Genomic DNA, 17,832 nt, shown 5'->3' with positions numbered 1-17,832 from the left:
ATCGGGGTTGCGGGACTCCGTGCCGGACGGAGCCCGGCGAACAGCGAACCGACCCCGGGAGGGAGCCAGCATGGCCACCGCGACGACCACCCGCACCGACCAGGAGATCCAGTCCGCTGTCCTCGACGAACTGACCTGGGAGCCCCGGGTACGCCCCAACGAGATCGGGGTGACCGTCACCGAGGGAGTGGTGACGCTGGCCGGCTCGGTGGACAGCTACGCCAAGAAGTGGGCCGCCGAGCGGGCCGCCCACCGGGTGCCCCGGGTACGGGCGGTCGCCAACGACCTCGCCGTCCGGATCGCCACCTCGGCCGAGAAGAGCGACCCGGAGATCGCCACCGCGGCCAGTCGCGCCCTGGAGTGGGACGCGTTCGTGCCGATCGAGGCGCTCGACGTGACCGTCGCCGACGGCTGGGTCACCCTGCACGGCGAGGTCGAGTGGGAGTACCAGCGCCGGGCCGCCGAGCGCTCGGTCGCCCGGCTCACCGGCGTACGCGGGGTGAGCAACGGCATCACCGTGCGGCCGAGCGCCCGCCCCGACGGGCACGATCTGGCCGAGCGGATCGTGGACGCGCTGGCCCGCAACGGCGCCACCGAGGCGGAGGGGATCAGCGTCCGGGTGCACGGCGACACGGTGCTGCTGGAGGGGTTCGTCCACTCGATCGGTGAGCGCGAGGAGATCGAGCGGGTGGTGTGGAGCGCGCCCGGCATCCGGGAGGTGCAGAACCGGGTAACCGTGGGCCGGTGAGGCGGACCACCCCGGCCGGGTGATCCCGGCTCACCCGGCCGTGGGCGAGGCTGGGAACCATGACTGATCCGAACGCCACGCCGGATCGGCGGGTGATGGCCCGATGACGACGCCACTGCAGGTCACCACCGCCCGGCTGCGGCTCCCGGTGACCGGGACGGACCACACCCGCGGGCCGGCCGACGCGCCGGTCACCCTCGTCGAGTACGGCGACTTCCAGTGCCGGTTCTGCGGGGCCGCGTACACCAATCTGGCCGAGGTGCTGCGCCAGCGCGCCGACACCGTCCGGCTGGTCTACCGGCACTTCCCCATCGCCAACGTCCACCCGTACGCGGAGAGCGCCGCGGAAACCGCCGAGGCGGCCGGCCGGCGCGGGCGGTTCTGGGAGATGCACGACTGGCTCTACGAGCACCAGGACCAGCTCGACCCGGTGCACCTGTCGCTCGGTGTGGAGCAGCTCGGGCTGCCGCCCGACGAGGTCGGCGCGGAGGTGGGGCGTCACGCCCACGCCGACCGGGTGCGGCAGGACTTCGTCGGCGGCATCCGCAGCGGGGTCGACGGGACCCCGACGCTCTTCGTCAACGAGGTGCGTCACGACGGCGGCTACGACCTGGCGGACCTGCTGGCCGCCGTGGACGCCGCCGAGACCGCCTGACCCCGGTCAGATCAGCCGCAGCTCGCGCGCCCGCCGGACGGCCTCCCGCCGGCGGGTCGCGTCGAGCTTGCGGTAGATGTTGCGCACGTGGGTCTTCACCGTGTTGACCGACAGCGACAGCTCGCCCGCGATCTCCACGTTGGACAGGATGCTCTGCAGGTAGCGCAGGATGGTCAGCTCCCGCTCGGTGAGCGGCTCGTCCAGGGTCCGCTCCGGGCCGGCCGGACGCCCCGGTGACTCGTCGGCCCGGCGCTCGTCGGCCCGGCGCTCGTCCGCCCCGCGGACCAGGTCGCTCACCGTCGCCCAGTGCGCGGTGCCGGCGTCGAGGTGCGCGGCGAGCAGGTCGCGGACCCTCGGCTCGGCGCGGGTGAACACCCGCCGGTAGCCCTCCGGCTCGGCCAGGTCCAGCACCTGCTCCAGGATCCGCCCGGCGCCGCGGTCGTCGCCGGCCGCGCCGGTCAGCACCGCGTCGAGCAGCCCGGCGGCGAGCCGCACGGGCAGCGGCCAGGCATCCGCGTCCGGACCGGTCCAGTCGGGCAGCGCCCGGCCGGCCGCGCGCGCGTCGCCGCCCCCCAGCCGCACCCGGGCCAGGGCCACGTCCAGGGCGGCCTGCCCGCCGCCGCGGGCCCCGTCCGGCTCCCGGCCGGTCGGTCCCGCGCCGGCCGCCGGCCGGTCCGCCGGACCTGGGCCGACGGACGGCGACGGGTCGGGTGTGGTCACGTCGGTCATGCCGGCTCCGGCGTCGGCGAGCAGGGCACGGGCGCCCTCCAGGTCCCCGACGGCGGCGCGCAGCTGGGCCTCGTCGGCGACCAGCCAGGCCACCAGCTCCGGGCCGGGCGCCGTCTCCCGGGCCGCCGCGAGGGCGCGCAGCGCCGCGGCCGGCTCGCCGCCGGTAGCCAGCAGTCCGGCCCGGCAGAGCGCCGCCAGCGCCGCCCCGCCCGGCTCCGCGGTCGCCGGGCCGGCCAGGGTCAGGTTCGCCGCGGCCTCCGCCGGCTCGTCGCGGTCCCACGCCACCAGAGCCAGCGCGAGGTACGCGTACCCGCAGTCCAGCCGCGACGACCAGCCCTCGGAGGGCGGCATGGCCAGCGCCTCCCGGGCGGTGCGTTCGGCGGACCGGAGCGCGCCGTGCGCCGCGTCCAGCAGCGCCGACCGGCTGGCGCACACCAGCTCCGTACGCGGCCGGCCCGCCCGCCGCGCCGCCGCCAGCGCCCCGGAAAAGTGCCCGGCGGCCTCGGGCAGCTCCCCCTCGGCCAGGGCCACCAGCCCCAGCGCCGTGCCGGCGACCGCCCGCACGTCGGCGTCCTCCGCCGCCCCGGCCCGCGGGTCGTCCTCCGGCCCGGTCGGGGCGGCGGTGGCGAGCAACCGCCCGGCCGCCCGGCGGACCTCCTCGTGGTCCCCGGCGAGCCGGGCCAGGGTCAGCTCCACCGCGGTGGCCAGCCGCCGGAACCGGTCCCGACGCGGGGCGGGCAGGTCGCGGGCGTGCTCGACGGCCGTCCGCAGCCGTCCGGCGGCCGCCTCGGCGTCCCCGGTGTACGCCCGTTCGGCCGCGGCAGCCAGCGCCAGCTCGGGATCGCGGCGCACCGCCTCGACCGGCGGCTCGGGCGGGGCCGGGGCGGCCGGGCGGTCCCGCTCGTACGGCGCCAGCTCGGGCCAGCGGGCGATCAGCAGCTCGGTGGCGGTGTCCCACTCGCCCCCGGCCAGCGCGTGCCGCAGCGCCTCGGCCGGCCGGTCGTGGCCCGCGTACCAGCCGGCGGCGCGCCCGTGCAGCTCGCGCAGCTCGTCGGCGGGGAGCCGGTCCAGCTCCTCGCGGAGCAGGTCGGCCAGGAGCGGGTGGCACCGGTACCAGGGCGGGCTGCCCCCGTCCTGCTGGACGAAGCCGCCCTCCCGCGCCAGGTCGGCCAGCACCTGGCCGGCGTCGGGCCGACCGGTCACCGCGTCGGCCAGGTCGGCGCAGACCGCGGCGGCCACCGCGCTGCGGCGCAGCACGTCCCGGGCGGCCGGGTCCAGCGGCGCGAGCACCTCGTCGCGCAGGTACCCGGCGACGTCCGGCTGGTCGCCGGCGAACCCGTCGACCGCGCGGGCCGGGTCGGCCTGGGCGCGCAGCGCCAGCGCGGCGAAGCGCAGGCCGGCCGGCCAGCCCCCGGTCCGGTCGGCCAGGCGGGGCACCGCCGCGGCCGGCAGCGGCACCCCGTGCGCGACCAGCAGATCGGCCACCTCGTCGGGGGTGAACGCCAGCTCCCCCGGGCCCACCTCGGTCAGCTCGCCGGCCAGCCGCCAGCGGTGCAGGGCCAGCGGCGGGTCGGTCCGCGCGGCCGCCACCAGCCGCAGCCGCCCCTCCGTGTGCCGGAGCAGGAACTCCAGCCCGGTCAGCGCGGCCGGGTCGGTCACCCGGTGCAGGTCGTCCAGGACCAGCAGCACCGGGCGTTCCCGGGCGGCGAGCGCCGCGGCGAGCAGTTCGAGCTGGTCCGGCCGGGGCGGGCCGTCCGGCACCGGCGGCCGGGGCCCCTCGTCCGGGACCCCCTCGGCGGCCGCCCGCAGCGCCGCCGCCAGGTAGGCCCAGAGCCGCTCGCCGGTGTCGCCCTCCTCCACCGTCACCCAGGCCGGCGGCGGCTCGGCCCGCACGGCCCGGGCCCAGCCGGCCAGGAGGGTGGTCTTGCCCCAGCCGGCGGGCGCGAGGACCAGGGTGACCGGCCCGGCGGCACCCTGGTCGAGCCGGTCCAGCAGCCGGGGCCGGACCAGCACCGGCTCGGGCAGCGCGGCCGGCGCCAGCCGGGACGCCAGCAGCGGCACGCCCACCACCCCGAGGCCGCCCGCCGACCCGCCTCCGCCCGGCACTCCGCCGACCCCCACCGCACCGGCGCCGGCCGGGGCGAGCGGGGGCGGGCCGAACACGTCCGCCCCGGTGACGTCGGTCGGCGTCGCGGCGACCTCGACGCGGTCAGCCTCCTCCGGCATGCAGCCCCTCCCCCGGTCGGTGCGGGCAGCGGTTACCCGGACCGGACCGGTTCACCCCTTCCGGGCGAACCCGGGTCACCCGACCCGACCGCAGGGTGGAGACACGCGGGCGGCCGGCCATCCAGATCCGGCCGCCCGGTGATCCCCGACGACGGGAGGGGCAGGTGGCACGGATGGGACGGCTGGCCGGCGCCGGGCTCACCCTCGTGGTGGCGGGCGCGGGGCGGTCCCTGGTACGCCGGCACCGACGCGGGCCGCCCACGGCCGATCCGCGGCCCGGACGCCGGCAGGTGGTGACGGTGGCCGGCCGGCCCGAGGAGGTGCTGCCGCCCGGGCGCTGGCCGGAACCGCTGCGCCGGCTCGACGGCGCGGTGGAGCTGTCCGCCCGCCCGGCCCCCGGCGGGCGCGGCACCGAGCTGGCGGCCCGCCTGCTCGCCGGCGGGCCGACGCTGCCGGGGCTGGCCGCCCACCTGCTCGGCGACGATCCCGGCCGGTTCCTCCGCCAGGTGCTGCGGGAGGCCAAGCAGCTCGTGGAGACCGGCGAGGTGCTGCGGGCCGATCGCTCGCGGCTGGACCGGCCCGCCACCGCCGGCTGACGCGGCCGCCCACTCGGCGTCCCGTCCAGCGGACCGACGGCCGGATTCCGCGGTCGTCGCCCGGTGATCCGAACGGCCGGGGGTGGCACACTCGGCGGATGCGCGACGACCGCCCGTACGACCTCGTCCTCTTCGGCGCCACCGGGTTCACCGGCGGCCTCACCGCCGAGTACCTGGCCCGGCACGCCCCGGACGGGCTGCGCTGGGCGCTGGCCGGCCGCAACCCGGGCAAGCTGGCCGGCGTGCGCGACCGGCTGGCCGCCATCGAGCCGGGCCTGGCCGAGCTGCCGCTGCTCACCGCCGACGTCACCGACCCGGCGTCGCTGCGCGCCGTGGCGGAGAGCGCCCGGGTGGTCGCCAGCACCGTCGGTCCGTACATCCACCACGGCGAGCCGCTGGTCGCGGCCTGCGCCGCCGCCGGCACCGACTACCTCGACATCACCGGCGAGCCGGAGTTCGTCGACCTCATGTACGTGCGGCACCACGCCGAGGCGGTGCGCACCGGGGCCCGACTGGTGCACGCCTGCGGCTTCGACTCGATCCCGCACGACCTGGGCGCCTGGTTCACCGTCAAGCAGCTGCCCACCGACGGACCGGTCACCGTGGACGGTTATGTCCGGGCCGGCGGGCGGTTCTCGGCCGGCACGTACCACTCGGCGCTGACCGCGTTCTCCCGCACCGGCGAGATGAGCCGTGCGGCGAAGGCGCGCCGGGCGGTCGAGCCGCGGCCGGAGGGCCGCCGGGTCCGGGCGGTACCCGGCCGGGTCGGCCGGGTCCGGGAGTTCGGGCAGTGGGCGGTGCCGCTGCCCACCATCGACCCGCAGGTCGTCCGCCGGTCGGCGGCGGCCCGCCCGGAGTACGGCCCGGACTTCCGCTACCGCCACTTCGCCGCGGTGAAGCGGCTGCCCACCGTGCTGGCCGCCGGCGTGGGCCTGGCCGGCGTGGTCGGGCTGGTGAAGTTGCCACCGACCCGGCGCTGGCTGCTCGGCCGGCTCTCCTCCGGCCAGGGCCCGAGCGCCGCCCAGCGGGCGAAGTCCTGGTTCCGGGTCCGGTTCGTCGGCACCGGCGGCGGCCGGACCGTACGCACCGAGGTGGCCGGTGGCGACCCCGGCTACGACGAGACCGCCAAGATGCTCGCCGAGTCCGCGCTCTGCCTGGCCCTCGACGACCTGCCCCCGACCGCCGGGCAGGTGACCCCGGTGACCGCGATGGGCGACGCCCTGCTCGACCGGCTGGTCCGGGCCGGGATCACGTTCCGGGTGCTGGACGCTTGACCCTCGACCGGGTCGAGGGCCCAGGATCCGGCGTCGTGGAGAGCGAACTGCGCAGCATCGGCGAGCTGGCCCGGGCCAGCGGGCTCACGGTGAGCGCGCTGCGGTTCTACGACCGGTCCGGCGTGCTGGTGCCGGCGCTGGTGGACCCGGTGACCGGCTACCGCTGGTACACCGATGACCAGGTGGCCCCGGCCCGCCTCGTCGCCGGGCTGCGCCGGGTCGGCATGCCGCTGGCCGGGATCGCCGAGGCGCTGCGGCACCGGCACCGGCCGGCCGTGGTGCACCGGCTGCTGGACGCGCACCTGCGTCGCCTGGAGGACGGCCTCGCCGACGCCCGCCGTGAGCTCTCCCGGATCCGCACCCTGATCGATCCGGAGGAGAACCCCATGACCACCACCCGACTCGTGCTGTCCCGCGCCGACCTGGCCGCCGCCGTGGACGCCGTCCGGTTCGCCGTCGGCACCGACCCGGAACTGCCGGTGCTCTCCGGCGTGCTGCTGGAGGTCGAGCCGGACGGCGTCCGGCTGGTCGCCACCGACCGGCATCGACTGGCCGTGGCCCGGGCCGGCGGCAAGGTCGACGGCCCGCCCGTCCGCGCGCTGCTGCCGGTGGACGCGGTCGACGAGCTGCGCGCCCTGCTCGACACCGGCGCCGGGATCACCCCGGACGCGCATCTCACCGTGGCCCCGGACCGGGTCGAGGTCACGGTGGCCGGCCGGCCGGTGACCGCCGCCGCGCTCCCGTACGACTTCCCGGACTACCGGCGGCTGCTGCACGGACAGGTCGGCGGCGCGCCCGCCCACCGGATCCCGGTCGACGTGGGGGCGCTGCGGCGCGCGCTCACGGCCGAGGGCGCTCCGGTGCTGCTCCGCGAGTACGCGGGGGTCCACCACGAGGTGGTCGTGCTCGGCCTGGACGACCGGGGCGGGCTGCGCGTGCTCGGGCCCGACGCCCCGGACGGCCTGCGGGTGGGGGTGAACCGGGAGTACCTGCTCGACGCCCTGGACGCCGGCGGCCGGGGCCAGCTCGTGCTGGAGCTGGACGGACCGATCGGCCCGCTGGCCGTGCGCCGCCCCGACGACGAGGACGCCTTCTCCATCCTCATGCCGGTACGCCTCTGACCGGGCGTCCGGGTGCGGGGCGGGCGGAACGGGCCGCGACGGTAGCATCTGGTGGTCCCACCTGACTGCCTGGACGGAGGCGTACGAGCAGCATGCTCGACATGGAGTTGATCCGGAAGGATCGCGAGGCGGTGGCGACCGCGCTGGCGAAGCGTCTGGATCCCGCCGAGGCCAACCGGGCGCTGGACGAGATCCAGCGGCTCGACCAGGAACGCCGCGCCCTCATCACGGAGATCGACGCCGAGCGGCAGCGCCGCAAGGCCGAGGCGCGCGCGTACGCGGAGGCGAAGCGGTCCGGCGTCACGCCGGAGCCGGTCGCGCCGGAGGCCGAGCGCAAGCAGCTCGCCGAGCTGGAGTCCCAGCTGGACGAGGTGCAGTCCCGGCTGCGCACCACCATGAGCGAGCTGCCCAACCTGCCCGCCGACGACGTGGTCGCCGGGGGCAAGGAGGCCAACCGGGTGGTGCGCACCTTCGGCGAGCCGCCGGCCGTCGAGAAGGTCCGGGACCACGTGGAGCTGAGCCGGGCGCTCGGCCTGGTCGACCACGAGCGCGGGGTGAAGCTCGGCGGCTCCGGCTTCTGGATGTACACGGGTCTCGGCGCCCGGCTGGAGTGGGCGTTGGTCAACTGGCTGATCGAGCAGAACATCCAGGCCGGCTACGAGTTCCTGCTCCCGCCGCACCTGCTGTTGGACAGCGCCGGCTTCGCGGCCGGCCAGTTCCCGAAGTTCTACGACGACGTCTACCACCTCGACAAGCAGTCCGCGCCGCGCGGCCAGTTCCTGCTGCCCACCGCGGAGACGGCGATCCTCGGCGCGTTTCAGGACGAGATCCTGGAGACCGCGAAGCTGCCGCTGAAGGCGTTCGCCTACACCCCGTGCTACCGGCGGGAGGCGGCCGGCTCGCACTCCGACGAGCGGGGCACGGTGCGCGGCCACCAGTTCAACAAGGTGGAGATCTTCCAGTTCACCCTGCCCGAGCAGGCGGGCGCCGCGCTGGAGGCCATGGTCGGCCACGTCGAGGGCCTCGTCGAGAAGCTGGGCCTGCACTTCCAGACCAGCCTGCTCGCGGCCGGCGACTCCAGCGCCGCGATGAAGAAGACCCTCGACGTCGAGGTCTGGATGCCGAGCACCGGCAAGTACAAGGAGGTGTCGTCGGTCTCCTGGGGCGGCGACTACCAGGCCCGCCGGGCGGCCATCCGCTACCGGGAGCCGGGCGGTAAGCAGACCCGCTTCGTGCACACCCTCAACGGGTCGGCGCTGGCCACCAGCCGCCTCTTCCCGGCCATCCTGGAGCAGTTCCAGCAGCCCGACGGCTCGGTCGTGGTGCCGGAGGTGCTCCGCGACAAGCTCGGCACGGACCGGCTCACCCCGGTCCGCTGACCGCCTGGCGCGCGGCGGGGGTCGGCTCGTCCGGCCCCCGTCGTCGTCTCCACCGCAGGCCGGCCGCCAGCAGCAGCACGAGGGCGGCCGCGAGCAGCGCCGGGCCGGCCGTGTCCACCGCCCGGACGAGGGTCTGCTGCACGCGGGCGGCGGCCAGCACGACCGGGTCGCCGAAGGCGTCGTGGCGGCCCCGGGCGAGGCGCACCTCGTACCAGCCGTACCAGGCGACGTAGCCGCCGGCGACCAGCAGCACCAGGCCGCTGAGGCGGGGCACCCACGCGCCGGCGCCGCGCAGTCGGGCCACCAACCGCCCGCGCAGCAGCGCCACGCCGAGCGCGGCCACCCCGACCACCAGGCCCATCCCGATCGCGTACGCGCCGAAGAGCGCCAGCCCGCGCAGCGCCGAGCCGGCCCGCAGGCTGGTCACCACGATCGCCAGGAACGGCGCGATGGAGCAGGTCAGCGAGGTCAGCGCGTACGCCGCCCCGAACAGGACCATGGCCGGCCAGGTGCGGGTGAGCCGGGGCGCCCGGGCGAACGGGCGCGGGGCGGGCAGCCGCCGGCCGGCGAGCAGCCAGCAGCCGGCCAGCGCCAGCAGCACGCCGAGGGTCACGGTCAGCCAGGGCAGCCGGGGGCGCAGCCAGTCGGCCAGCGGCGCGACGGCCAGCCCGAAGGCGCCGAAGACCAGCGCGTACCCGAGGGTCAGCCCGGCCGTGGCGATGAGCGCGCGACTCACCGCGCCGCGACCGTCGGAGGGGCCGGCGACCAGCAGCGACAGGTACGCGGGCAGCATGGCGAAGCCGCACGGGTTGACCGCGGCGAGCATGCCCGCGGTCAGCGCGAGCAGCAGCCCGCCGGTCATCCCCGGGCCAGCGCGTCGACCTGCCGGGTGAGCGACTCCCCGTCCAGGAAGCCCTGGTGGACCACCCGGCCGTCGGAGTCCACGACCACGAAGGTGCTCTGCTCGACCACCTCGAACCGGCGCCACAGCACGCCGGAGCGGTCGTCGAGCTGCGGGGTGCCGGCCAGGTCGAACTCGCTGACGAACTCCTTCATGGCCTTCTGCTCGCCCAGGCCGGCGACGCCGACGATCGGCACGGTGTCCCGGTACTTCGGGGCGATCTCGGCGACCGTCCACGCCTGGCTGGCGCAGGTGGCGCACCAGGGCGCCCAGAACCACAGCACCACCGGCTTCCCGGCCAGGGCGGCGGCGGAGAACGACGTACCGTCGAGGGTCTTCGCGGTGAACGACAGCGTCTCCGGCACCCGGGCCGGGACCACCGGGGCGGCCGGCGACGCGGACGCGGCCGGGGCCGGAGCCACCGCGCCGACCGGGGTGGCCCGCTCCGGCCCGACCGCGCAGGACGCCGCGCCGGGCAGCGTGACGGCCAGCACAGCGGCGGTGACCAGGCGGCGGGTACGTGGGCGCATCGCGTCTCCCTCCGGGTTGGGCTACTCGGCCTTGACCAGCCGGAGCGCGAGTTCGGGACAGACCTTGACCGCCTTGAGCGCGCCCTCCCGCAGCCAGGTCGGCACCGGGGTGGCGGGGAAGGCGGGATAACCGTTGCCGTCGAGCCGGATGAAGTCCGGCACCACGTGGGCGCAGAGGCCGTGCCCGTCGCAGCGGGACCAGTCGAGGGTGAGCTTCCTGGGGTTGGCGTCGGGCGCGCCCGGCAGCCCCATGACGCCCTTGACCCGCTTGCCGCAGCCCTCGCCGGTGGCATGCAGCCGCAGATCCTCGGCGAACACCTCCATGGCGGAGAGCGCGAACCGGGCGGTGCCGTCGGGGTGGCTGCACGCCCCGCGCCCCTTCACGTCGCCGGCCGCCGCGCGGACCACCTCGATCGGCGCGCTGCCGGAGACCGCCAGGTCGACGGCGCGGGCCAGGTCGGGCAGGCCCATCTTGCACGGGCCGCACTGCCCGGCGGACTCGCCGGCCAGGTAGCGGACCACCTGGGCGGCCTCGCCGAGCGGGCAGGTGTCCCGGGCCAGCGGCACGATGATCCCGGCGCCGAGGGTGCCGCCGACCGCCGCGAGCCCCTTGCGGGACACCTCGGCCCGGTCGGCCGCCTCCGGGGTGATCCACTTGCCGTGGTAGCCGCCCATCAGGATGCCCGGCCCCTCGGGCACCTCGCAGAGCTCCAGGATCTCCCGCAGCGGCGTGCCGGCCGCACACTCCACCACGGCCGGCCGCTTGGCCGCCCCGGCGACGGTGAGCAGCACGGTGCCCGGCTCGTCGTCAGTGCCGAGCGCGGCGTACTCGTACGGGCCGATGCGGGCGGCGACCGCGAGCTGGGCATACGTCTCGGCGTTGGAGAGCAGGGTGGGTAGCCCGTTCACGCCGGAGTCGCTGGACCGCTTCTTGGTGCCCGGAGGGATGTGCGGCAGCCCGTTGATCCCGTTGACCAGGGCGCCGCCCTCGCCGGAGATGAACCGGTGCGGCACCGTGACGATGGTGGTCGGCACCGGCATCCGCCGCTCCTGCAACGCCTCGGTGAGCGAGGGCCGGCCCACGTCGTCGTCGGCCACCCCGATCACGATCTCCTCGGCGTCCAGCGCGTACGCGGCCAGCGCGGCGCCGTCCAGGATGAGGTGCGGGGCCCGGGTGAGCAGCACCTTGTCCTTCCAGCTCGCCGGCTCCCCCTCGCTGGCGTTGACCACCACCACGGCGGCCAGGTCCTGCCGCTCGCAGGACTCCAGCACGGCGCGCAGCTTGCGGGCGAATGGGAAACCGGCCCCGCCCTTGCCCTTGAGGTCGATCGCCTCGGCGAGCCGGAGCAGGGCGGCCGGCTCCACGGGCCCGATCGGGCCGTGCACCTCCTCGTGGGCGAGCAGGTCGAGCCGGCCGAACTCGGCGAAGCCGGCGGTGAGCCGGGGCTCGCCGACGCAGGCCACCGGCGGCACGGTCGTGCGCATCACTTGGCCTCACCTCGCAGCCCGGCCCAGTACGCCCCGTCCACCGCATCCGCGTTGGCCCGCTTGCGCCGGCTCGACCGGCTCTCGCCGGAGGCTTTCCGGGCCCGCCGGGAGGCGAGGTCGACCAGGGTCGGGGTGTCGTCGACGAAGGCGTCGTCGGGGGCGTAGCGGGCCGGCGGGCGCCAGTAGTCCGGCTCCTCCGGCAGGTCCTCCTCGACGCTGTGCCGGCCGCTGCCGCTGCGCGGCGCCGACGAGATCGGGCTGCCCGAGATCGGGCCGGCCGAGATCGGCTCGCCGGAGACCGGCTGGCCACCCCAGCGGCGCGGGCTGTCCCACGGCTCCTCCGGCTCGTCGGTCCGGCGGGGCGGGGCCGAGTAGCGGGCGGCGTCGGGTGGGGTGGAGTAGCGGCTTCCGGTGTCCGGCGGGGCCGAGTGCCGGCCCTCGCTCTCCGGCGGGGCGGAGTAGCGGGCGTCGGCGTCGGCGCGGGACCGGCGGGCGGTCCGCTCCTCCTCGTCCCGGTAGCGGCGGCCGGTCCGCTCGTCCTCGCGGCGCCGGGCCACCGCCTCACGCTCCTCGCGTCGGGCCACCGCCTCACGCTCCTCGCGGCGGACGGCCGGCTCGCGCTCCTCGCGCCGGCGGGCGGCCGGCGCCGGCTCCGCGTCCCGGCGGCGGGCCGGGGAGACCGGCGCCTCGGAGCGCCGCCGGCTGGCCCCCGCGCGGACCGGTTCGCGCAGCGTCCCGGGCTCCGGCACCACGGGTACGGCGAACCGCTCGGGATCGCGGCGCCGGGCGGTGCCGGCCGGCGCGGTCCAGGTGGCGGTGGCCTCGGCCCAGCGGCCCCGGCTGGACCGGCTCTCCTCCTTGCCGGCGGCCCGGCGCCGGGTCAGCCCGGCGAGCAGGCCTGTTCGCTCCTCCCCCTTGCCGGCCATCGCCTGGTTCAGCGCGGCGGCCTGGTGCTGCTCCCGGCTGCGCTTGCCGAGGTGGACGGAGAGGCGGACGAGCAGCGCCACCACCACCAGCAGCACGCAGGCCAGGTAGCTCAGCACCACCCAGGTCTTCGCCGCCCGACCGGCGTTGAGCCCGTGGAGCAGCGCGAACGGCCAGGAGACGTACGCCATGGAGTGCAGCCCGCGCCACATCCACTTCGGACCCGCACCGGCGAACCGGACCCGGACGATGCCGGTCCAGAGCACGCCGACCATCAACAGCGCGGCCACGGTGCCCAGCCCGACGTAGAGGCCGCGGCCGGCGACGAACGGCACCAGGGCGTCGGTCGGCCCGGCCCGGCCGATCGCGACCTTGGTGATCACGTGGCAGGCCAGCCCGGCCACGCCGAGGACGCCGGTGGCCCGGTGCGCCGACTGGAGCAGCACCCGGTGCCGGATGAGCAGCACCAGCCGGTCGGTGGCGAGCAGGCCCATCATCACGGTGAGGCTGAGCGAGACCAGGGTGACCACCCCGGCGAAGAACTCGGTGAAGAAGAATCCGTAGGAGTACATGACGCCGCCGGCGCCGGCCAGTTCGAGGCCGGCCCACGCGACGGCGAGCGCGGACACGGTGAGCGCCACCATCGCGGATCTCGACATCGTCCGGGCACCACGGCTCGTGGTGGCGGTCCGGACGGTCGTCGCCTTCTCGTTCTGCTGTGCCCGGGCCATCTGCTCCTCGATCGTCTCGCGGCGGCGCGCCCACCGGCCGACCCTGCTCCCCTCTCCAGTACGGACGGACGGCACGGGCGGATCACCTCCGGTGGCGAATTTCTCGGCCGGTCCGTCGAACCGTCCCGGCCCGGGGCGCGTGTAGCGCCTGACGCAACGACGCATTTCCATCCGTTGACAGTTCTTGCAACACGCTTGTAACCTTGCCGAAAATTTCAGGCCAACTTGCAAGAAGTCGGCACTGGAGCCTCCCCCGCGCCACGCACCCCCACAGGAGTCCCGATGCATCGACGTCGATGCCGCGCGGCTGCCCTCACCCTGGGCCTGGCCGCCAGCCTGCTCGTCCCGACCACCGTGGCGGCTCCCCCGGCCGCCGCGGCCACCCCGGGCACCAAGAAGGTCATCGTCCAGCTCTTCGAGTGGAACTGGACCTCGGTGGCCAGCGAGTGCACCAGCACCCTCGGCCCGAAGGGCTACGGCTACGTCCAGGTCTCCCCGCCGCAGGAGCACGTCCGGGGCAACCAGTGGTGGGTGGCCTACCAGCCGGTCAGCTACCGGATCGAGTCCCGCAAGGGCACCCGCGCCCAGTTCCAGGCGATGGTTAACACCTGCCACAACGCCGGCGTCAAGGTGATCGTCGACGCCGTGGTCAACCACATGTCCGGTCAGGACAACGGCGGCACCGGCTGGGCCGGCAGCGGCTACGGCCACTACGACTACCCCGGCACCTACTCGGCGCAGGACTTCCACTACTGCGGCCGCAACGGCAACAACGACATCGCCAACTACGGCGACCGGTACGAGGTGCAGAACTGCGAACTGGTCAACCTCGCCGACCTGAAGACCGAGTCGGACTACGTGCGCAGCCGGCTCGCCGTGTACCTTAACGACCTGCTCTCGCTCGGGGTTGACGGCTTCCGGCTGGACGCGAGCAAGCACATGCCGGCCGCGGACATCGCCGCGATCAGGGCGAAGCTGTCCCGCTCGGCGTACCTGGTGCAGGAGGTCATCTACGGCGCCGGCGAACCGATCCAGCCGACCGAGTACACCGGCAACGGCGACGTTCACGAGTTCCGGTACGGCAAGGACCTGGCCCGGATGTTCAACAGCGAGCGGCTGGCGTACCTGAAGAACTTCGGCGAGTCCTGGGGCTACCTGCCCGGCGGCTCCGCGGTGGTCTTCACCGACAACCACGACACCCAGCGCGACGGCGGCGTGCTGACCTACCGCGACCGCGGCGAGTACGCCCTCGCGAACGCCTTCATGCTCGCCTGGCCGTACGGCACCCCGGCGGTGATGTCCAGCTACACGTTCAGCAACAAGGACCAGGGCCCGCCCTCGGACGCCGGCAACAAGACGTCGAACACCACCTGCTACTCGGGCTGGGAGTGCGAGCACCGCTGGCGGGTGATCGCCAACATGGTCGGCTTCGCCAACGCCACCCAGGGTGCCGGCGTCGCCAACTGGTACGACAACGGCTACCAGCACATCGCGTTCAGCCGGGCCGGCAGGGGCTACCTCACCATCAACGACGAGGACTTCGCGATCAGCGGCCGCTCCTACTACACCGGCCTGCCGGCCGGGCGCTACTGCGACGTCATCCACGGCGACTTCAGCAACGGCTCGTGCAGCGGTCCGGTGATCACCGTGGACGCCAACGGCTGGTTCGCCGGGACCGTCAACGCGCACGACGCGGTCGCCATCCACCTCGGCGCGAAGCTGTCCTGACCGAGGTTTCCGTCCGGCACCCCGCCGGAACCCGGAGGTCCCCCGCACGCCGTTTCGCGGCCCGGGGGACCTCCTGCCCGATTACAGTCTTGATTGTGCTGTTTGACCGATTGTTCTCGCGCTGGACGTTCGGCTGGCTGCTCGCCGCGGTCGGCGTACCGGTGCTGCTGGCGGCCGCGCTGCTGGTCGGGCGGGCCCTCACCGCCGGTCCGGCCCCGGCGCCGGTCGCCGGCACACCCACGGCGGCGGTGCCGCCCGCCCCCGACGAGCCGAGCCCGTCCCCCGAGGAGTCCGTGCCGGCCGCCGCGCCCGCACCGGACGACCTGCCGGTGGTCACCTACGACCCGGCGCCCGGCGGATTCCCCGCCGACCCCGGTCCGGCCGACACCCGCCCGCTGACCGAGGGGCTCACGCCGACCCGGACCGTGGCCGCGTACGACGCGCCGGGCGGCCGGCCGCTGGCCTTCCTCGCCCCCACCATCAGCGGCGTCGAGCTGACCGTGCCGATCGTCGAGCGGCGGGTGGGCTGGACCGCCGTCCTGCTGCCCTCGGCCACCCGGCGGGTCGCCTGGCTGCCGGCCGGAGGCTGGAGCACCGTCGCGCTGCGCGACCAGATCGTGGTGGAACGCCGCCCGAACCGGCTCACCTGGTACCGGGACGGTCGCGCGGTGCGCTCCTGGGAAGTCAGCCTCGGCATGTCCGGCCAGTTGACCCCGCTCGGCCGCACCTTCGTGCTGGGCCGCACCCCGCCCCCGCAGGACGTCTACGGCGGGGTGGACATCTTCGCCCTCGGCGCGATCCCCGACGACCCCGACGCGGTGCCGACCGGGCTGCGCGGCGCCCACATCGGACTGCACAGCTGGTACACCGACGCCACGCTCGGCAAGAACGTCACCAACGGCTGCATCCGGCTCACCCGCAGCGGCCAGCGGCAGCTCCTCGCCGCGCTGCGCCCCGGCACCGCGGTCGTGGTGGTGGACCAGCTCCCCGCCCCGCCGGCCACCGCCTGAGCCGGGTCAGTCGCCGAGCAGCCAGCCGTTCTCCTCGGCCACCCGCACGGCGTCGGCCCGGTTGCGGGCGCCGGTCTTGCCGATCGCCGCGGAGAGGTGGTTGCGCACCGTCCCCTCGGAGAGGTGCAGCGTCGCCGCCAGCTCCGCCACCGTGCCGCCGCCCCGGGCGGTGCGCAGCACCTCGGTCTCCCGGTCGGTGAGCGGGCTCGGCCCGGTGGCCAGGGTCTCCGCGGCGAGCGTCGGGTCGACCACCCGCAGCCCGGCGTGCACCCGGCGGACCGCGTCGGCGAGCTGCCGGGCCGGAGTGTCCTTGACCACGAAGCCGTTCGCGCCCGCCTCCATCGCCCGGCGCAGGTAGCCGGGCCGGCCGAAGGTGGTCACCACCAGGACCCGGCAGCCGGGCAGCGCGGCCCGCAGCGCCGCGGCCGCCGCGACCCCGTCCAGGCCGGGCATCTCCACGTCGAGCAGGGCCACGTCGGGCCGGGTGCGCAGCGCCTCCGGCACCACCTCGTCGCCCCGCCCCACCTCGGCCACCACGGTCAGGTCCGGCTCCAGCGACAGCAGCGCCGCGAGCGCGCCCCGGACCAGCGCCTGGTCGTCGGCGAGCAGCAGCCTGATCGGCGCGGTCATCCGGTGGTCCCCCGTTCGGAGTCGGCCAGGCTCACCCGGAGCAGGAAGCCACGCCCGCCGCGGGGCCGGCCGACGGTGACCGTGGCGTCCAGCCGCCGGGCCCGCTCGCGGAGTCCCACCAGACCGTGGCCGGCCGCCTCCGGCTCGCCGGCCGTCCCCCGGCCGTCGTCGCGGATCTCCACGGCCGCCGGGCCGACCCGGATCTCGCAGCCCCGGGCGCCGCTGTGCCGGACCACGTTGGTCACCCCCTCGCGGACCGTCCAGCCGAACAACTCGTCCCGCTCGGCCGGCAGCGACGGCACCGACTCCGGCAGGTCCGCGACGATGCCCGCGGCAGCCAGCGCCGATCGGGCGCCGGCCAGCTCCGTCGCCAGGCTCACCCCGCGGTACGCCCCGACGGTGCCCCGCACGTCGGCGAGGGCCTGCCGGGCGAGCCGCTCGATGTCGGCGACCTCGGTGGCCGCCCGGGCCGGATCCAGCTCCAGCAGCCGCCCGGCCAGCTCCGCCTTGACCGCCACCACCGTCAGCGAGTGCCCGAGGATGTCGTGCAGGTCGCGCGCGGTCCGGACGCGCTCCTCGGCCACCGCCAGCCGGCGGATCTCCTGCTGGGCGCCCTGGAGTTCGGCGTTGCGCTGGGTCAGCCGGGTCACCCCGAACATGGCGAACGAGGCGAGCAGGACGGCGAAGATCACGGTGCCCTCCGCCTCCCAGCCGGGGACCAGCGCGGCCGTCACCGGTGGGGTCAGCGCGGCCAGCGCCACCACCACCAGCGCCTGCCAGCCCGGCAGCAGGAACACCGCCGCCGCGGCGACGAAGACCAGCGTGGTCAGCCAGTCGCCACCGGTGCCCGGTATGCCGGCGAGGCCGAGCCCGACCAGCAGTGCCAGGGCCGCCCAGGCCGGGACGAGCGGGATGGCCCGGTGCTCCAGCCGGTGGGCCCGGGCCCACTGGAAGACGAGCACGTAGCAGACACCGAAGGCGATCAGCGTCCCCGCGCCCACCACCCGCCGCCAGACCTCCGGCTGATGCAGGGCCGCGAGCAGCGGAATGTTGAGGAAGAAGAGCCAGACCGCGGCCAGCAGCCAGCCGGTGAACCGCCAGTGGCGGGTCGCCAGGTAGCTCCGGTCCCACGGAAGGTGCATCGTGAACACGCTAGCCCCCG

General features: G+C 76.0%; 15 protein-coding genes. 8 read left to right on the top strand and 7 right to left on the bottom strand.

What is annotated here, in order from left to right; all coding sequences use genetic code 11:
* Nucleotides 1-70 precede the first annotated feature (70 nt).
* The gene (locus tag ACFYPD_RS23120; RefSeq protein WP_387117010.1) at nt 71-748 is read left to right on the top strand and encodes a BON domain-containing protein; all 678 of its coding nucleotides are present in this window, start codon (nt 71-73) and stop codon (nt 746-748) included.
* Between the two features lie 103 nt (nt 749-851).
* Nucleotides 852-1,403, top strand: a complete 552-nt coding sequence (locus ACFYPD_RS23115) for a DsbA family protein (protein WP_387117007.1) — start codon at nt 852-854, stop codon at nt 1,401-1,403.
* Between the two features lie 6 nt (nt 1,404-1,409).
* Here ACFYPD_RS23115 and ACFYPD_RS23110 read toward each other — a convergent pair whose 3' ends face one another.
* A complete protein-coding gene (locus tag ACFYPD_RS23110) occupies nt 1,410-4,358 on the bottom strand; it encodes a LuxR C-terminal-related transcriptional regulator (protein WP_387117004.1) in 2,949 nt (982 codons plus the stop codon).
* A gap of 173 nt (nt 4,359-4,531) precedes the next feature.
* Between ACFYPD_RS23110 and ACFYPD_RS23105 the strand changes: the two genes are divergently transcribed.
* From ACFYPD_RS23105 to serS, 4 genes are all read left to right on the top strand, one after another.
* On the top strand, nt 4,532-4,954 hold the full coding sequence (locus tag ACFYPD_RS23105; protein ID WP_387117364.1) for a hypothetical protein: 423 nt from the start codon (nt 4,532-4,534) through the stop codon (nt 4,952-4,954).
* Between the two features lie 98 nt (nt 4,955-5,052).
* A complete protein-coding gene (locus ACFYPD_RS23100) occupies nt 5,053-6,228 on the top strand; it encodes a saccharopine dehydrogenase family protein (protein ID WP_387117001.1) in 1,176 nt (391 codons plus the stop codon).
* 47 nt (nt 6,229-6,275) lie between these two features.
* On the top strand, nt 6,276-7,349 hold the full coding sequence (locus ACFYPD_RS23095) for a MerR family transcriptional regulator (RefSeq protein ID WP_387117361.1): 1,074 nt from the start codon (nt 6,276-6,278) through the stop codon (nt 7,347-7,349).
* A gap of 92 nt (nt 7,350-7,441) precedes the next feature.
* Entirely contained in the window at nt 7,442-8,728 is a 1,287-nt protein-coding gene (serS, locus tag ACFYPD_RS23090) for a serine--tRNA ligase (protein ID WP_387116998.1), read from the top strand.
* Here serS and ACFYPD_RS23085 read toward each other — a convergent pair.
* From ACFYPD_RS23085 to ACFYPD_RS23070, 4 genes are read right to left on the bottom strand one after another with little or no spacing between them, the layout of a single operon-like run.
* Nucleotides 8,712-9,590, bottom strand: a complete 879-nt coding sequence (locus tag ACFYPD_RS23085; RefSeq protein ID WP_387116995.1) for a cytochrome c biogenesis CcdA family protein — start codon at nt 9,588-9,590, stop codon at nt 8,712-8,714. The two genes, serS and ACFYPD_RS23085, sit on opposite strands and share 17 nt — an antisense overlap.
* Entirely contained in the window at nt 9,587-10,159 is a 573-nt protein-coding gene (locus ACFYPD_RS23080; protein WP_387116992.1) for a redoxin domain-containing protein, read from the bottom strand. Before ACFYPD_RS23080 ends, ACFYPD_RS23085 begins: the two co-directional genes overlap by 4 nt.
* Nucleotides 10,160-10,180: 21 nt before the next feature.
* Nucleotides 10,181-11,647, bottom strand: coding sequence for an NADH-ubiquinone oxidoreductase-F iron-sulfur binding region domain-containing protein (locus tag ACFYPD_RS23075; protein ID WP_387116989.1), 1,467 nt, complete (start codon nt 11,645-11,647; stop codon nt 10,181-10,183).
* Nucleotides 11,644-13,230 (bottom strand): hypothetical protein, encoded by a 1,587-nt coding sequence (locus tag ACFYPD_RS23070; protein ID WP_387116986.1) that lies wholly within the window; start codon nt 13,228-13,230, stop codon nt 11,644-11,646. Before ACFYPD_RS23070 ends, ACFYPD_RS23075 begins: the two co-directional genes overlap by 4 nt.
* Before the next feature lie 354 nt (nt 13,231-13,584).
* On the opposite strand from ACFYPD_RS23070, the gene ACFYPD_RS23065 reads away from it, so the two are divergent.
* Both ACFYPD_RS23065 and ACFYPD_RS23060 read left to right on the top strand, forming a co-directional pair.
* Nucleotides 13,585-15,030, top strand: coding sequence for an alpha-amylase family protein (locus tag ACFYPD_RS23065; RefSeq protein ID WP_387116983.1), 1,446 nt, complete (start codon nt 13,585-13,587; stop codon nt 15,028-15,030).
* Nucleotides 15,031-15,125: 95 nt separating this feature from the next.
* On the top strand, nt 15,126-16,040 hold the full coding sequence (locus tag ACFYPD_RS23060; protein WP_387116980.1) for a L,D-transpeptidase family protein: 915 nt from the start codon (nt 15,126-15,128) through the stop codon (nt 16,038-16,040).
* 6 nt (nt 16,041-16,046) lie between these two features.
* Here ACFYPD_RS23060 and ACFYPD_RS23055 read toward each other — a convergent pair whose 3' ends face one another.
* Both ACFYPD_RS23055 and ACFYPD_RS23050 read right to left on the bottom strand, forming a co-directional pair.
* Complete coding sequence (locus ACFYPD_RS23055; protein ID WP_387116977.1) at nt 16,047-16,670, bottom strand: response regulator; 624 nt, start codon at nt 16,668-16,670, stop codon at nt 16,047-16,049.
* On the bottom strand, nt 16,667-17,812 hold the full coding sequence (locus ACFYPD_RS23050; protein ID WP_387116974.1) for a sensor histidine kinase: 1,146 nt from the start codon (nt 17,810-17,812) through the stop codon (nt 16,667-16,669). Before ACFYPD_RS23050 ends, ACFYPD_RS23055 begins: the two co-directional genes overlap by 4 nt.
* Nucleotides 17,813-17,832: the final 20 nt, after the last annotated feature.

This window comes from Micromonospora sp. NPDC005299 (assembly GCF_042872345.1).
GTDB lineage: Bacteria > Actinomycetota > Actinomycetes > Mycobacteriales > Micromonosporaceae > Micromonospora.
Note: the sequence above shows the minus strand (reverse complement) of the source record. Positions and strands in the feature narration are given on the sequence as shown.

What these genes read in the sequence shown, in the direction of transcription:
- ACFYPD_RS23120 (WP_387117010.1), top strand. Translation starts at nt 71, where the DNA reads ATGGCCACCGCGACGACCACCCGCACCGACCAGGAGATCCAGTCCGCT.
- ACFYPD_RS23115 (WP_387117007.1), top strand. Translation starts at nt 852, where the DNA reads ATGACGACGCCACTGCAGGTCACCACCGCCCGGCTGCGGCTCCCGGTG.
- ACFYPD_RS23110 (WP_387117004.1), bottom strand. Translation starts at nt 4,358, where the DNA reads ATGCCGGAGGAGGCTGACCGCGTCGAGGTCGCCGCGACGCCGACCGAC.
- ACFYPD_RS23105 (WP_387117364.1), top strand. Translation starts at nt 4,532, where the DNA reads ATGGGACGGCTGGCCGGCGCCGGGCTCACCCTCGTGGTGGCGGGCGCG.
- ACFYPD_RS23100 (WP_387117001.1), top strand. Translation starts at nt 5,053, where the DNA reads ATGCGCGACGACCGCCCGTACGACCTCGTCCTCTTCGGCGCCACCGGG.
- serS (WP_387116998.1), top strand. Translation starts at nt 7,442, where the DNA reads ATGCTCGACATGGAGTTGATCCGGAAGGATCGCGAGGCGGTGGCGACC.
- ACFYPD_RS23085 (WP_387116995.1), bottom strand. Translation starts at nt 9,590, where the DNA reads ATGACCGGCGGGCTGCTGCTCGCGCTGACCGCGGGCATGCTCGCCGCG.
- ACFYPD_RS23080 (WP_387116992.1), bottom strand. Translation starts at nt 10,159, where the DNA reads ATGCGCCCACGTACCCGCCGCCTGGTCACCGCCGCTGTGCTGGCCGTC.
- ACFYPD_RS23070 (WP_387116986.1), bottom strand. Translation starts at nt 13,230, where the DNA reads ATGTCGAGATCCGCGATGGTGGCGCTCACCGTGTCCGCGCTCGCCGTC.
- ACFYPD_RS23065 (WP_387116983.1), top strand. Translation starts at nt 13,585, where the DNA reads ATGCATCGACGTCGATGCCGCGCGGCTGCCCTCACCCTGGGCCTGGCC.
- ACFYPD_RS23055 (WP_387116977.1), bottom strand. Translation starts at nt 16,670, where the DNA reads ATGACCGCGCCGATCAGGCTGCTGCTCGCCGACGACCAGGCGCTGGTC.
- ACFYPD_RS23050 (WP_387116974.1), bottom strand. Translation starts at nt 17,812, where the DNA reads ATGCACCTTCCGTGGGACCGGAGCTACCTGGCGACCCGCCACTGGCGG.